General features: G+C 60.4%; 13 protein-coding genes. 7 read left to right on the forward strand and 6 right to left on the reverse strand.

Annotation, left to right across the window (positions count from 1 at the left end):
- Positions 1-108: 108 nt before the first annotated feature.
- The gene (locus AC07V9_RS01880; protein WP_495013989.1) at positions 109-585 is read right to left on the reverse strand and encodes a hypothetical protein; all 477 of its coding nucleotides are present in this window, start codon (positions 583-585) and stop codon (positions 109-111) included.
- Between AC07V9_RS01880 and AC07V9_RS01885 the strand changes: the two genes are divergently transcribed.
- The gene (locus AC07V9_RS01885; RefSeq protein ID WP_495013990.1) at positions 584-1,483 is read left to right on the forward strand and encodes a DMT family transporter; all 900 of its coding nucleotides are present in this window, start codon (positions 584-586) and stop codon (positions 1,481-1,483) included. The genes AC07V9_RS01880 and AC07V9_RS01885 overlap by 2 nt on opposite strands.
- Here the strand turns inward: AC07V9_RS01885 and AC07V9_RS01890 are convergent.
- From AC07V9_RS01890 to AC07V9_RS01905, 4 genes are all read right to left on the reverse strand, one after another.
- Positions 1,480-2,697, reverse strand: a complete 1,218-nt coding sequence (locus tag AC07V9_RS01890) for a class I SAM-dependent methyltransferase (protein WP_495013991.1) — start codon at positions 2,695-2,697, stop codon at positions 1,480-1,482. The genes AC07V9_RS01885 and AC07V9_RS01890 overlap by 4 nt on opposite strands.
- A gap of 106 nt (positions 2,698-2,803) precedes the next feature.
- Positions 2,804-3,421, reverse strand: a complete 618-nt coding sequence (locus tag AC07V9_RS01895) for a TPM domain-containing protein (RefSeq protein WP_495013992.1) — start codon at positions 3,419-3,421, stop codon at positions 2,804-2,806.
- 27 nt (positions 3,422-3,448) lie between these two features.
- Positions 3,449-4,180: a TPM domain-containing protein gene (locus tag AC07V9_RS01900; protein WP_495013993.1), complete on the reverse strand. Its 732-nt coding sequence runs from the start codon at positions 4,178-4,180 to the stop codon at positions 3,449-3,451.
- Complete coding sequence (locus tag AC07V9_RS01905; protein WP_495013994.1) at positions 4,180-4,803, reverse strand: LemA family protein; 624 nt, start codon at positions 4,801-4,803, stop codon at positions 4,180-4,182. The genes AC07V9_RS01900 and AC07V9_RS01905 overlap by 1 nt, the downstream gene beginning before the upstream one ends.
- 280 nt (positions 4,804-5,083) lie before the next feature.
- On the opposite strand from AC07V9_RS01905, the gene bglX reads away from it, so the two are divergent.
- The 5 genes from bglX to AC07V9_RS01930 all read left to right on the forward strand — a co-directional run bounded on the left by bglX (position 5,084) and on the right by AC07V9_RS01930 (position 12,792).
- Positions 5,084-7,384 carry a beta-glucosidase BglX gene (gene bglX, locus AC07V9_RS01910; protein WP_495013995.1) on the forward strand — a complete coding sequence of 767 codons (2,301 nt, stop codon included), beginning with the start codon at positions 5,084-5,086 and terminating at the stop codon, positions 7,382-7,384.
- A gap of 105 nt (positions 7,385-7,489) precedes the next feature.
- Positions 7,490-9,247 carry a sensor histidine kinase gene (locus tag AC07V9_RS01915; protein ID WP_495013996.1) on the forward strand — a complete coding sequence of 586 codons (1,758 nt, stop codon included), beginning with the start codon at positions 7,490-7,492 and terminating at the stop codon, positions 9,245-9,247.
- A complete protein-coding gene (locus AC07V9_RS01920) occupies positions 9,241-10,581 on the forward strand; it encodes a sigma-54-dependent transcriptional regulator (RefSeq protein WP_495013997.1) in 1,341 nt (446 codons plus the stop codon). The genes AC07V9_RS01915 and AC07V9_RS01920 overlap by 7 nt, the downstream gene beginning before the upstream one ends.
- A gap of 183 nt (positions 10,582-10,764) precedes the next feature.
- Positions 10,765-12,087 carry an MFS transporter gene (locus tag AC07V9_RS01925; protein WP_495013998.1) on the forward strand — a complete coding sequence of 441 codons (1,323 nt, stop codon included), beginning with the start codon at positions 10,765-10,767 and terminating at the stop codon, positions 12,085-12,087.
- A gap of 240 nt (positions 12,088-12,327) precedes the next feature.
- The gene (locus AC07V9_RS01930; RefSeq protein WP_495013999.1) at positions 12,328-12,792 is read left to right on the forward strand and encodes a hypothetical protein; all 465 of its coding nucleotides are present in this window, start codon (positions 12,328-12,330) and stop codon (positions 12,790-12,792) included.
- Here AC07V9_RS01930 and AC07V9_RS01935 read toward each other — a convergent pair.
- On the reverse strand, positions 12,765-12,968 hold the full coding sequence (locus AC07V9_RS01935; RefSeq protein ID WP_495014134.1) for a hypothetical protein: 204 nt from the start codon (positions 12,966-12,968) through the stop codon (positions 12,765-12,767). The two genes, AC07V9_RS01930 and AC07V9_RS01935, sit on opposite strands and share 28 nt — an antisense overlap.
- A 243-nt stretch (positions 12,969-13,211) precedes the next feature.
- On the opposite strand from AC07V9_RS01935, the gene AC07V9_RS01940 reads away from it, so the two are divergent.
- Entirely contained in the window at positions 13,212-13,619 is a 408-nt protein-coding gene (locus tag AC07V9_RS01940; protein WP_495014000.1) for a hypothetical protein, read from the forward strand.
- Positions 13,620-13,647 lie beyond the last annotated feature (28 nt).

Genomic DNA, 13,647 nt, shown 5'->3' on the forward strand with positions numbered 1-13,647 from the left:
AATCATCATTTACTAACTCCCAAAAAACAAAACCGGACCCACTAAGGTCCGGTCGTCGCTCCTGAAAGCACAACGCTCCCAATCTTCCCAATCCTGCGCGTTTACTCGTTACTTTCCGACAACGCCCCCACTGCCACCGCGTTGCCCTGCGCCTTTTTGCCGACGCTGGCGGCTATCGATTCGGTCGACAGTCGAACGCTGCTGAATGCGGCAAGGCGGTCGCTGCTTGTCGATCTGACGACGCTCGCTGACCACTGAGCCGCTACGGTCGCCATCCATGCGAACACGAACACTACGACACCTTGCAACGCCCACTTTCCGATGACCGACACGATGGCTCTCCTGACTGAATTCGATGGCAGCAATTTGACCTTCAAACTGTTGCAGGAAGATGGCATTCAATTTCTGCACCAACATGCCGGCCGCAAGCGACGCCTGCGGAAAAATCCCGGTAAACGGCGCTTCCCCCATGCAACCAGAAGTGTACGGCTGATTCTGTCGCCAGCTGTTAAGGGGCCAAACTCCGGATCTGTGGCTGAATGAGTGTCTTCTTTTCATCAATAAGAACAAGGCACGATTCAACATGTCCTCTCGCGAAAACACCGGCATGATCCTCGGATTGGTCGGGGTGGTGATCTTCAGCCTGACACTGCCCATGACCCGCATCGTCGTTCAGGAAATCCACCCACTGCTCAATGGCCTGGGCCGGGCGCTGGTCGCGGCGGTGCCAGCAGCGGCATTGCTGTTGTGGCGTCGCGAGAAGCTGCCGACAGTCGCGCAATTCAAGGCGCTGCTGGTAGTCGCACTGGGTGTGATCATCGGCTTTCCGGTGCTGTCGGCGTGGGCGATGAAAACCCTTCCGGCGTCCCACGGCGCGCTGGTCAACGGCCTGCAGCCCCTGTTGGTGGCAATCTACGCGGCGTGGTTGTCCCACGAACGCCCCTCCCGCGCCTTCTGGGCCTGCGCAGCCATGGGCAGTGTTCTGGTGCTGGGCTATGCGCTGATCAGCGGCGCGGGCAATTTGCAGGCGGGTGATCTGTTGATGGTCGGCGCCGTGGCCGTGGGTGGCCTGGGCTATGCCGAAGGCGGCCGACTGGCGAAACAGATGGGCGGCTGGCAGGTGATCTGCTGGGCGCTGGTGATCTCGATTCCGGTGTTGATCATCCCGGTCGGTTACCTCGCGTCCCAGCATCAGGGGCCGATTTCCATGGGCGCCTGGTGGGCGTTTGGTTACGTGTCGCTGTTTTCCCAGTTCATCGGTTTCTTCGCCTGGTACGCAGGGCTGGCCATGGGCGGGATCGCGCGGGTCAGTCAGATCCAGCTGGTTCAGCTGTTCTTCACCATGGCCTTTTCGGCGCTGTTCTTTGGTGAACACATCGACCCGATCACCTGGATCTTCGCTGCAGGCGTGGTCGTGACCCTGGCCATCGGGCGCAAGACAGCCGTCATCGCGCCCAAGCCCGTGGTTGCATCCCGGATTTAACCGAGCAGGCCATCCGCCTGGAGCAGCGTCTCCAGGCATTGCTCGCTGATGTTGTAGAAGGTTTTCAGTTCCTGGATCTTCGCCAGCAGCTCGGCAGGATCGACCGGTGTCGCGCGCTTGACCGCCAGGATCATCTTGTTCTTGTTGGTGTGCTCAAGCGAAATGAACTCGAACACCTTGGTCTCGTAGCCACAGGCTTCCAGCAGCAACGCACGCAAGGCATCGGTCACCATCTCGGCCTGCTGGCCCATGTGCAGCCCGTATTGCAGCATCGGCTTGAGCAGCGTCGGGCTCTGGATTTGCAGGCGGATCTGCTTGTGGCAGCACGGCGAGCACATGATGATCGACGCGCCGGAGCGAATGCCGGTGTGAATCGCGTAGTCGGTGGCGATGTCACAGGCGTGCAACGCAATCATCACGTCCAGTTCGCTGGGCGCCACCGAGCGCACATCGCCACATTTGAACATTAGCCCCGGATGCTCCAGACGACTCGCCGCGCTGTTGCACAGGGTGACCATGTCTTCGCGCAGTTCGACCCCGGTCACATTGCCTTCAGCCTGCAGGGTGTTGCGCAGGTAATCGTGAATGGCGAAGGTCAGATAGCCCTTGCCCGACCCGAAGTCCGCCACGGTCACCGGCCTGTCGAGCTTGATAGGTGAGGTCGCCAGCGCGTGGGAAAACACCTCGATGAACTTGTTGATCTGCTTCCATTTGCGCGACATCGCGGGAATCAGCTCATGCTGCTTGTTGGTCACGCCCAGATCGGTGAGGAATGGACGGCTCAGCTCCAGATAGCGCTTCTTCTCGCGGTCGTGCTCGGCGGAAGGCGCCTCACGTTGCTGCTGGGATTTGTTGCAAAACAGCGTGCTCTTGCCCTTTTTGCTGAACTCCAGCTGCACCTCGTCGGTGAGCGAGAGCAAATGGGCGTTCTTGAACGACTCGGGCAACAGCTCGGCGATGAGCGCCTGGGCTTCAGCCAGCGGGTGATTCTTGGTGATATCGCGGGTCTTGTAGCGATAGACGAAGGACAGGCACGGCTGATCCTTGATCGTGGTCGGCTTGATGATGATCCGCTGCAGCTCCGCCTCGCTCCCGACGTATTTGGCCAGCACCAGCTTGATCAGCGAGTTCTGCGTCAGGCAGGTGTCGAGCAGGCTCAGGAACTGGGCGCGGTGATCCGGCGCAGACAGGGCGTTGGGGGCAGTGGCGGACATCGGGTGAAGCCTCGGGAAGCAAAATGCGAGGGCGGTATTTTAGGCGGGATGCGGGGATGAGGTGCATATAAATATGTACCACCTCCACCCCGTAGATCGGATTAGGCTACTCCAGCACCACCAGACGGTTCGGCAGCTCGTTGCGCGGTTGTGTCACCGGCACCTGATGACTCAGCACTTCACCACAGGAACCTATACAACCCAGAAAGCCCTCAAGAATCTTGCCCTCGCCCACTTTCTGGGTGAACACATCGACCATCGAGCGCCAGACCATGTCGTCCACGTGCCGGGCGATGCCGTCGTCGACGATGATCTCGACGTAGCGCTCCGCCTCGCTGACGAAGATCAGCACGCCGGTTCCGTTCGCCGTCGCATGCAGGTTTTGCTCAAGAAATTGCCGCCGGGCCAAGCTGCCTGCTCGCCAGTGCCGGACGGTCGCAGGGACCAGCCGGGTGACCAGACCAGGCAAGCGACACAGCAGCGCGACGACGATAAACGTCGCTATTTGGGTCAACAGCAATTCGTTGGCGTTAAGCCAGCCGGGGTAGAAATTGATCAGCCCCGGCAGCAGCAAACCGATCAGGCCGGCCCAGATCAGTGGTGCGTAGGCGTAATCGTCAGCGCTGGCGGCCAGCACGGTCACCAGCTCCGCATCAGTGCTGCGCTCGACCGTTTCAATGGCCTTGGCGACCTGGCGCTGTTCGTCTTCAGTCAGTAATGCCATGGGTTAAGCCTTATAGAAAACCATCGATTACCAGCCACCGGAGGCGCCGCCCCCACCAAAACTGCCACCGCCGCCGGAGTTTGAACCGCCCGAGCCACCCGACCCGAAGCCGCCTGAGCCGCCCGAACCCATGAAGCCGATGCCACCGCCCCGACGGATACTGATATAAGCAGCGATCACGAACAGCACGAAAAACAGCAGCGTCATGCGCCAGTCCGTGACGTCGTCGCCTCCCGACGCCCCGACCACGGGCTCGGCCAAGGGATCGCCGCCGAGCACCTGCACGATGGCTTCGGTGCCTTTGGTGATGCCGCCAACGAAGTCGCCCTGTTTGAACGCCGGGGTGATGATCTGATTGATGATCACCGAGGACTGCGCGTCAGTGAGCCGGTCCTCAAGGCCGTAGCCGACCTCGATGCGCACCTTGCGCTCTTGCTTGGCGACGATCAGCAGCGCGCCGTTGTCCTTGCCCTGCTGGCCGATGCCCCAGAACCGCCCGAGCTGGTAGCCGTAATCCTCGATGGTGCTGCCCTGCAGATTCGGCACCGTGACCACCACGACCTGCTCCGTGGTGAGCTCCTCATGAGCGCGAAGCATCTGCGACAAATGCTCTTTGCTCGGGTTGTCGATCATGTCCGCCGTGTCGACCACGCGGCCACTCAACGGCGGAAAGCTGATCGCTGCAAAGCTCTGCTGCGCAAGGACACCCAAAAGCATCGCCAGAAACGCGACTGCTACTCCCCGCCGCGCCCACTGCATCAGAATTTCACTTGCGGGGCTTTATCGGCATCCGCAGCAGTGGCTTCGAAATTGGGGCGAATCGGCAGGTCGCTGTACATCACCGAATGCCAGATACGGCCGGGAAAAGTACGGATTTCGGTGTTGTACTTCTCGACGGCGGCGATGAAATCGCGGCGTGCGACGGCAATCCGGTTCTCCGTGCCTTCAAGCTGTGACTGCAGCGAGAGGAAATTCTGGTTGGATTTCAGGTCAGGGTAACGCTCGGACACCACCATCAACCGGCTCAAGGCACCCGTCAGTTGCCCTTGGGCGTCCTGGAACTGCTTGAGCTTGGCCGCGTCGTTCAAGGTGCTGGCGTCGACCTGAATAGACGTCGCTTTGGCCCGCGCCTCGATCACGGCAGTCAGGGTCTCCTGTTCCTGTTTGGCGTAGCCCTTCACGGTCTCCACCAGATTGGGGATCAGGTCAGCCCGGCGCTGATACTGGTTTTGCACCTGTGCCCAAGCCGCCTTGACCTGCTCGTCATAGGTCGGAATGTTGTTGATGCCGCAACCGGCCAGCAACGTGCTCAGCAACATCAGCAGTGTTAGTGACAAATTGTAACGACTGCCCCGAACGTGCCCGTAACGCTCTATTTGCATGGCTTGCGCACTCCTTGGTGGTTTTTATGGGTCGTCCCGTCAGACATGACTTTAGCCAAACCCGGCGATCCCCGGCATAATCTTGGCCCATTACGTCGACAGGCTCTGGCTTGCCTCATGGCAATCAGATAAAACTCGTTGCGCTACTGATGCTCAGATGTGTCGGGAGTTCAGCGACCACCGCGTCCTGAAGACAATAAAAACCAAAGGTTTCATACCAAAAACCATGGCCGCCCGGTATTTCGCGCGAGTTGCGGGTCACGCCTTGAGAGCATCTTTCATGAATAAGCTGTGTTTACTGAGTCTCGTCATCGGTCTGGCCAGCCAGTCCGCCTGGGCCGAAACGGCCGTCAAACCCGCCAGTAATCCCTCCACGCTGCAAGCCAAGAACGCTTTCATTGCCAACTTGATGAAGCAGATGACGCTCGATGAGAAGATCGGCCAGCTGCGCCTGATCAGCATCGGACCGGAAATGCCGAAGTCGGAAATCGTCAAGGAAATTGCGGCCGGCAAGATCGGCGGCACCTTCAACTCGGTCTTGTTGCCTGATAACCGCGCCATGCAGGACGCCGCAGTCGCCCACAGCCGCATGAAGATCCCGATGTTCTTCGCCTACGACGTGGTTCATGGCCAGCGCACCGTGTTCCCGATCAGCCTGGGTCTGGCTTCGACCTGGGACATGGACGCCGTGACCCGCGCCGGTCGCGTGTCAGCCATCGAAGCAGCCGCCGACGGCGTGGACATGACCTTCGCGCCGATGGTCGACATCACCCGTGATGCCCGCTGGGGCCGCAGCTCCGAAGGCTTCGGTGAAGACACCTATCTGGTCTCGCGCCTCTCCGCGACCATGACCCGCGCTTTTCAGGGCACCAGCATCCAGGCGCCGAACAGCATCATGGCTGCCGTTAAACACTTCGCGCTGTATGGCGCCGTGGAAGGCGGTCGCGACTACAACACCGTCGACATGAGTCCGGTGCGCATGCAGCAGGACTACCTGCCGCCGTACCGCGCCGCGATCGACGCTGGCGCCGGTGGCGTGATGGTTGCCCTGAACTCGATCAACGGCGTGCCCTCCACCTCCAACGCCTGGCTGTTGCAGGACGTGCTGCGCAAAGACTGGGGCTTCAAGGGCGTGACGGTCAGCGACCACGGTGCGATCAAGGAGCTGATCGACCACGGCGTGGCCAAGGATTTCCGCGAAGCAGCGAAGCTGGCCATCAAGGCAGGCGTCGACCTGAGCATGAACGACAAGGCCTACGGTGAAGAACTCCCGGCACTGGTGAAAAGCGGCGAAGTCTCGGTCAAGGAAGTCGACAACGCAGTCCGTGAAGTGCTCGGCGCCAAGTGGGAAATGGGCCTGTTCGCCAACCCGTACCTGCGCATTGGCGCTGCGGTGGACGACCCGGCTGACCGTGATGCCGAGAACCGCCTGCACCGTGCAGAGGCCCGCGATGTCGCGCGCCGCAGCATGGTCCTGCTGAAGAACGACAACGACACCCTGCCGTTGAAGAAACAAGGCACCATCGCCATCGTCGGCCCGCTGGCGAAAAGCTCGCTGGACATGATGGGCAGCTGGTCCGCGGCAGGTCTGGCGCGTCAGACCGTCAGCGCGTACGACGGTCTGGCCAATGCCATCGGCGACAAGGCGAAGATTCTGTACGCCGCAGGCAGCAACGTCACCGACAACCAGGAAGCGATCACCTACCTGAACAAGATGGACGACCAGATTCACATCGACGGTCGCCCTGAACAGGACATGATCGACGAAGCGGTCAAGGTCGCGCAGCAGTCCGACGTGGTCGTGGCAGTGGTCGGCGAGTCGCGCAACATGTCCCACGAAGCGGCAAGCCGTGTGGATCTGGTGCTGCCGGGTCGTCAACGTGACCTGATCAAAGCCCTCAAGGCGACCGGCAAACCGCTGGTTATCGTGCTGATGAACGGCCGGCCATTGGCCCTGGGCGAAGAAAACGCGCTGGCCGATGCAATGGTCGAGAGCTGGTTCCTCGGCACTGAAGGCGGCAATGCGCTGGCCGACGTACTGTTCGGTGACTACAACCCGTCGGGCAAGCTGCCGATGACCTTCCCGCGTTCGGTCGGCCAGGTGCCTGCGTACTACAACCACCTGAACACCGGTCGTCCGTATCGCGTCAACGATTCGAACTACACCTCCAACTACTTCGAAGAGCCGACCAGCCCGCTGTTCCCGTTCGGTTACGGCCTGAGCTACACGCAGTTCAGCGTCTCGGACATCGTCCTGTCGATCAAGCAGATGACCCGCAAGGACAAGCTGACCGCCACCGTTCAGGTCAAGAACATCGGCAAGGTCGCGGGCGAAACCGTGGTTCAGCTGTACCTGCGTGACATCGCGGCTTCGATCAGCCGTCCGGTGAAAGAGCTGAAGAACTTCCAGAAGATCATGTTGAAGCCAGGCGAAGAAAAAGCCGTGACCTTCACCCTGACCGAAGAAGACCTGAAGTTCTTCAACCCGTCGCTCAAGTACGCGGCCGAAGCAGGGGACTTCAAACTGATGATCGGCCTGGATTCCCAAGACGTGAAAGAAACCACCTTTACCCTGCAGTAAACCTGGCCTGTGGGAGCGAATTCATCGCGAATGGATTCGCTCCCACAGGGCTCACCGTTGACTTTGCCTGCGTGGCAACCCCGTCAGGTAGACAGGCCATCCGCCATGCCTCGCTCCGCCCGCCTTCTCTTATCCGTTTTGCTGATCCTCGCAGGAGCGGCCATTGTCGCGACGCTGGCGATGCATCAGGCGCAACGTCATTCGCTGGAAGACGACGCCGCACGCGCCCAGCAACAGCTTTCGCTGTACGCCAACACCCTGCAAACCCTGATCGAACGCTACCGCGCCCTGCCCGCCGTGCTGGCGCTGGATCCGCAGATGCGCGACGCCCTGCAGGGCCCGGTCACCCCGCAAACCACTCAAACGCTGAACCTGAAGCTGGAGCAGATCAACGGTGCGGCGCAGTCCTCGACACTGGAATTGCTCGACCGTGATGGCCTGGCCATCGGCGCCAGCAACTGGCGGCTGCCCAGCAGTTACGTCGGCCACAACTACGGTTTTCGACCCTATTTCACCCAGACTAAAGCCCATGGTGTCGGGCGTTTCTACGCGGTCGGCGTGACCAGCGGCATTCCTGGTTATTTTTTGTCCAACGCAGTGCGTGATGATGCCGGGCAGTTCATTGGCGCAATGGTGGTCAAACTCGAGTTTCCCGATCTGGAACACACTTGGGCTCAAGGCGATGACTTGCTATTGGTCAGCGACGCGCGGGGCATCGTGTTTATCGCCAATCAGCCCGGCTGGCGTTATCGCGCGCTGCACCCGCTGACCGATCAGGATCGCGCCGAGCTGAGCAGCACGCGCCAGTACGACAAGCAACCGCTGACGCCGCTGGTCCAGCAGACGCTGCGCACCTTCAACGACAACAGCCAGTTGAGTCAGGTCGACGCCCCCAACGGCAGTGCCGATTACCTCTGGCAGTCACTGGCGCTGCAACCCGAAGGCTGGACATTGCACCTGTTACGCAAACCGCAACCCGCCACGGAAGACATCCGCAACGCCGCACTCGCCGCCGCCGGGATCTGGCTGGCCCTGATTTTTCTCGGCCTGTTTCTATACCAGCGCTGGCGTCTGGCCCGTCTGCGTCAACGCAGTCGTGAAGAGCTGGAACAACTGGTGGAAGAACGCACACGCGACTTGCACACCGCACAAGACGGCCTGGTGCAATCAACCAAACTCGCCGCGCTGGGGCAGATGTCGGCAGCGCTGGCCCATGAAATCAATCAACCCCTGACCGCCCAGCGCATGCAGCTGGCCACCGTGCGCCTGCTGCTCGATCACGGCCGCGCCGACGATGCCTACAAAGCCCTGACCCTGCTCGATCAACAACTGACCCGCATGGCGGCCCTCACCGGCCACCTGAAGACCTTCGCCCGCAAAAGCCCCAGTGGCCTGCGCGAACGGCTGGACCTGGCCTGCGTGATCGATCAGGCGCTGCTGTTGCTGGATGCGCGCATTCGCGAGGAAAGGGTCAGTTGCGTGCTTGATCTGACTCGCCCGGCCTGGGTACGCGGCGACGCGATTCGGCTGGAACAGGTGCTGATCAACCTGCTGCGCAACGCCCTGGACGCCATGAGCGATAAACCGCTCAAGCGTCTCGAGATCCGCATCGAAGACGAAAGCGACCATTGGCGCCTGTCCGTGGCCGACAGCGGCGGCGGGATTGCCAACGAGCACTTGGCCAATATCTTCGACCCGTTTTACACCACGAAACCTGTGGGCGACGGCTTGGGACTGGGGCTGGCGGTGTCCTACGCCATCGTGCATGAATCAGGGGGTCGGCTATGCGCTGAAAACCTGAACAATGGCGCACAGTTCTTCTTTTCTCTGCCCGCGGCTCCGGAGGCCGACCCTGCATGCTGAACTCGGTGATCGTGGTGGATGACGAAGCGCCTATTCGGGAGGCGGTGGAGCAATGGTTGTCGCTGTCGGGCTTTGAGGTGCAGCTGTTCAGCCGCGCCGAGGACTGCCTGGGCAAACTGCCGTCGCACTTTCCCGGCGTGATTCTCAGTGACGTGCGCATGCCGGGCATGAGCGGTCTGGACCTGCTCGCCGAACTGCAGACCCGCGACGCCGATCTGCCGGTCATCCTGCTCACCGGCCACGGCGACGTGCCGATGGCGGTCGAGGCGATGCGCGATGGGGCTTACGACTTTCTGGAAAAGCCCTTTACCCCGCAAACCCTGCTGGGCAGCCTGCGCCGCGCTCTGGAGAAACGCGCGCTGGTGCTGGAGAACCGTCGCCTGCACGAGCAAGCCGACACCCGTTCTCGCCTTGACGCCACGCTCCTGGGGCTTTCGCCGACGATGCAGACTTTGCGACGTCAAGTGCAGGATCTGGCCTCGCTGCCGGTCAACGTGCTGATTCGTGGGGAAACCGGCAGCGGCAAGGAGATGGTCGCCCGCTGCCTGCACGATTTCGGTCCTCGAGCGAAAAAGCCGTTTGTCGCGGTCAACTGCGCGGCGATTCCTGAGCAGCTGTTTGAAGCCGAGCTGTTTGGCCATGAGTCCGGCGCGTTCACAGGCGCCCAAGGCAAACGCATCGGCAAGCTGGAATATGCCGACGGCGGCACGCTGTTTCTCGACGAAATCGAGAGCATGCCGCTGGCGCAGCAGGTGAAGCTGCTGCGGGTGATTCAGGAGCGACGTCTTGAGCGGCTGGGGTCGAACCAGAGCATCGAGGTTGACCTGCGCATCGTCGCGGCGACCAAACCCGACCTGCTTGACGAGGCCCGCGCCGGGCGTTTTCGTGAGGACCTCGCCTATCGCCTGAACATCGCCGAACTGCGCCTGCCACCCTTGCGCGAGCGGCGTGAAGACATCCCGTTGCTGTTCGGCCATTTTTCCCGCCAGGCCGCAGAACGACTGGGCCGCACCCCGCCGAACCTGAGTGGCGGGCAGTTGAGCCACCTGCTGAGTCATGACTGGCCCGGCAACGTCCGCGAGCTGGCCAACGCTGCTGAACGTCAGGTGCTGGGGCTGGAAAACCCGGCATCTGTTGATATGCCCGTCGGTCAATCTCTGGTCGCCCAGCAGGAGGCTTTCGAAGCCCACTGCCTGCGTTCGGCGCTGAGCCGCCACAAGGGCGACATCAAGGCCGTGCTTAACGAGTTGCAACTGCCCCGCCGCACGCTGAACGAAAAGATGCAGCGTCATGGGTTGGTGCGCGAGATGTTCCTGCCAGATAACGGCGCATAACCCTCTGTGGCATCGGCAAATTTCCGCGCATACCCGGATGAGCAATAAGCGGATTTCCGCTCATCAACCTACCGCTAACCCTTCTAGACCGGGCCTCTCAGGCCTTGGCACAACTCCTGCTGTCACAGTCGCCAGACCGCATCGCTGCGCTCCTTCTAAAAACAATGACTTGCAGGAAACCCCATGGCTATCCCCAACTCTGTGTCCAACGGCTCCGCTGCCGCGCCCGTCGCCGAAAAAACCACCAGAAGCCGTCTGAAATCCATTTTCTCGGGTTCGGTCGGCAACATGGTCGAGTGGTATGACTGGTACGTCTACGCCGCCTTTTCCCTCTACTTCGCCAAAGTCTTCTTTCCCAAGGGCGACACCACCGCACAACTGCTCAACACCGCCGCGATTTTCGCCGTGGGCTTTCTGATGCGTCCCATCGGCGGCTGGCTGATGGGCCTGTATGCCGACCGCAAAGGCCGCAAGGCCGCGCTGATGGCCTCGGTGCTGCTGATGTGCTTCGGCTCGCTGATCATCGCCCTGACCCCCGGCTATGAAACCATTGGCGTGGGTGCACCGATCCTGCTGGTACTCGCCCGCCTGATGCAGGGCCTGTCGGTAGGCGGCGAATACGGCACCTCGGCGACCTACCTCAGCGAAATGGCGACCAAGGAGCGTCGCGGCTTCTTCTCCAGCTTCCAGTACGTGACCCTGATCTCCGGCCAGCTCATCGCGCTGGGCGTTCTGATCGTGCTGCAGCAGACGCTCACCACCGAGCAACTCAACGCCTGGGGCTGGCGCATCCCGTTCGCCATCGGCGCGCTGTGTGCGGTGGTGGCGCTGTTCCTGCGTCGCGGCATGGAAGAAACCGAGTCCTTCACCAAGAAGAAGGAAGCGCCGAAAGAAAGCCTGATGCGCACGCTGATGCGTCATCCCAAGGAACTGATGACCGTGGTCGGCCTGACCATGGGCGGCACCCTGGCCTTCTACACCTACACTACCTACATGCAGAAATATCTGGTGAACACGGTCGGCATGAGCATTTCCGACTCCACCACCATTTCTGCCGCTACGCTGTTCCTGTTCATGTGCCTGCAGCCGGTGATCGGCGCGCTGTCTGACAAGGTCGGCCGTCGCCCCATCCTCATCGCTTTCGGCGTACTGGGCACACTTTGCACGGTGCCGATCCTGAGCACGCTGCACACCATCCAGACCTGGTGGGGCGCGTTCTTTCTCATCATGGCGGCGCTGATCATCGTCAGCGGCTACACCTCGATCAACGCCGTGGTGAAAGCCGAGCTGTTCCCGACCGAGATCCGCGCGCTGGGCGTCGGCCTGCCTTATGCGCTGACCGTGTCGATTTTCGGCGGTACCGCCGAATACATCGCGCTGTGGTTCAAGAGCATCGGCATGGAAACCGGTTACTACTGGTACGTCACTGCCTGCATCGCGGTTTCGCTGCTGGTGTACGTGTTCATGAAGGACACCCGCAAGCACTCGCGGATCGAAACGGACTGATCGCTCAGAGCTTCTGAATCGGGCCTTCAGGGCAGAAAAACACAGGGCAGCCTCGCAAGTGAGCTGCCCTTTTTTCGCTGCCATGGCAGCTAAGTGGCTGAATCATCAGTGGCTTTTCGTAGTATCAATTTCAGCGATGATCGCTACCAATGTGATTGACTTCTTAATAATCCAGCGTCGAGTAAAGTTAACTCCATACCGAGTTACCCAAAACCTTTAAACCGATCTGGAGCAACTACCATGAAAACTAACAAACTGATCTTCGGCCTGGCTTTCTCGATTCTGGCAAGTAGCGTTTTCGCACTTCCCGCAGCGGATGCAAGCAAACATGTAAATGCGCCAGTAGTTGCTGAAAGCGGCTCTTCCCATACCAACATCGGCCGCGTTGCTGCTGACGGTGCTGACCACGTAGGCGCCAACCGCCTCGCTGCTGACGGCGCTGACCACGTAGGTGCCAACCGCGTTGCTGCTGACGGCGCTGATCACGTAGGTGCCAACCGCGTTGCCGCTGATGGCGCTGACCACGTAGGCGCCAACCGTGTTGCCGCTGATGGCGCTGACCACGTAGGTGCCAACCGTGTTGCCACTGATGGCGCTGACCACGTAGGTGCCAACCGGCTGGCCGCTGACGGTGCTGACCATGTTGGTGCAAATCGTGTCGCTGCTGATGGTGCTGATCACGTTGGTGCAAACCGCATCAGCTGATTATTCGACAGCTCCTCTCCCAGCCCGGCCTTTGCCGGGCTTGATTTTTTCTGTAGAAACAAATCGTTAAAACCCACGTATTCATTGGCCCCCGGCCCAAACCGAGCGATCCATTTCCGGTTTTGCGCAAACCCCAGCATGAATCCCGCGAATCCCCCGCCATAACGCAAGCGCATCCACCAAGATCAACGATCCACGCAAAACAAAATCTGTCAAGCGCCAAATTGGCCGATCTTGACGGAAATTGCCCCATTTCAGCTCAAAATCCTCTGGAGCGCGTTAAAACCGGGCGCTGCAGCCAACTATCATTTTTGGCGATGGTCGTTAGCAATCTTGTTAACTTCTACTTAATCCGTACGCGCGTAACATTAGCTCCATACCCAAGTTGAAAATTATTGAACTTTGTTGGAGCAAACATCATGAAAACTTCGAATCTTATTTTTGGCCTTAGTCTTTCCATCCTGGCATCGAGCGCATTCGCTCTGCCTGTGTCCGATAACCACAACGCATTGAAAGGTACTGTTGTAGCCGAAGGCGGTTCTTCTCACACCAACGCATCCCACACCGGTTCTTATCGTCAGGCTTCTGATGGTTCGGATCACGTGGGTGCCAACCGCCTGGCCGCTGATGGCGCTGACCGCGTAGGCAACAACCGCCAGGCCGCTGATGGTGCTGATCACGTTGGCGCCAACCGCCTCGCCGCTGACGGCGCTGACCATGTGGGTGCCAACCGCCAGGCCGCTGATGGCGCTGACCGCGTAGGCAACAACCGCCTCGCCCTCGCCGCTGACGGCGCTGACCATGTGGGTGCCAACCGCCTCAGCTGATTGAACGCTTTAACGTTGTGACCGCTTC

The sequence above is a fragment of the Pseudomonas sp. GW821-FHT02A11 genome, assembly GCF_059421985.1.

Bases quoted from the DNA above. Each gene is read 5' to 3' on its own strand.
- AC07V9_RS01885 (WP_495013990.1), top strand. From the start codon at position 584: ATGTCCTCTCGCGAAAACACCGGCATGATCCTCGGATTGGTCGGGGTG.
- AC07V9_RS01905 (WP_495013994.1), bottom strand. From the start codon at position 4,803: ATGCAAATAGAGCGTTACGGGCACGTTCGGGGCAGTCGTTACAATTTG.
- AC07V9_RS01890 (WP_495013991.1), bottom strand. From the start codon at position 2,697: ATGTCCGCCACTGCCCCCAACGCCCTGTCTGCGCCGGATCACCGCGCC.
- AC07V9_RS01930 (WP_495013999.1), top strand. From the start codon at position 12,328: ATGAAAACTAACAAACTGATCTTCGGCCTGGCTTTCTCGATTCTGGCA.
- AC07V9_RS01895 (WP_495013992.1), bottom strand. From the start codon at position 3,421: ATGGCATTACTGACTGAAGACGAACAGCGCCAGGTCGCCAAGGCCATT.
- AC07V9_RS01880 (WP_495013989.1), bottom strand. From the start codon at position 585: ATGTTGAATCGTGCCTTGTTCTTATTGATGAAAAGAAGACACTCATTC.
- bglX (WP_495013995.1), top strand. From the start codon at position 5,084: ATGAATAAGCTGTGTTTACTGAGTCTCGTCATCGGTCTGGCCAGCCAG.
- AC07V9_RS01920 (WP_495013997.1), top strand. From the start codon at position 9,241: ATGCTGAACTCGGTGATCGTGGTGGATGACGAAGCGCCTATTCGGGAG.
- AC07V9_RS01900 (WP_495013993.1), bottom strand. From the start codon at position 4,180: ATGCAGTGGGCGCGGCGGGGAGTAGCAGTCGCGTTTCTGGCGATGCTT.
- AC07V9_RS01915 (WP_495013996.1), top strand. From the start codon at position 7,490: ATGCCTCGCTCCGCCCGCCTTCTCTTATCCGTTTTGCTGATCCTCGCA.
- AC07V9_RS01940 (WP_495014000.1), top strand. From the start codon at position 13,212: ATGAAAACTTCGAATCTTATTTTTGGCCTTAGTCTTTCCATCCTGGCA.
- AC07V9_RS01925 (WP_495013998.1), top strand. From the start codon at position 10,765: ATGGCTATCCCCAACTCTGTGTCCAACGGCTCCGCTGCCGCGCCCGTC.
- AC07V9_RS01935 (WP_495014134.1), bottom strand. From the start codon at position 12,968: ATGCGCTTGCGTTATGGCGGGGGATTCGCGGGATTCATGCTGGGGTTT.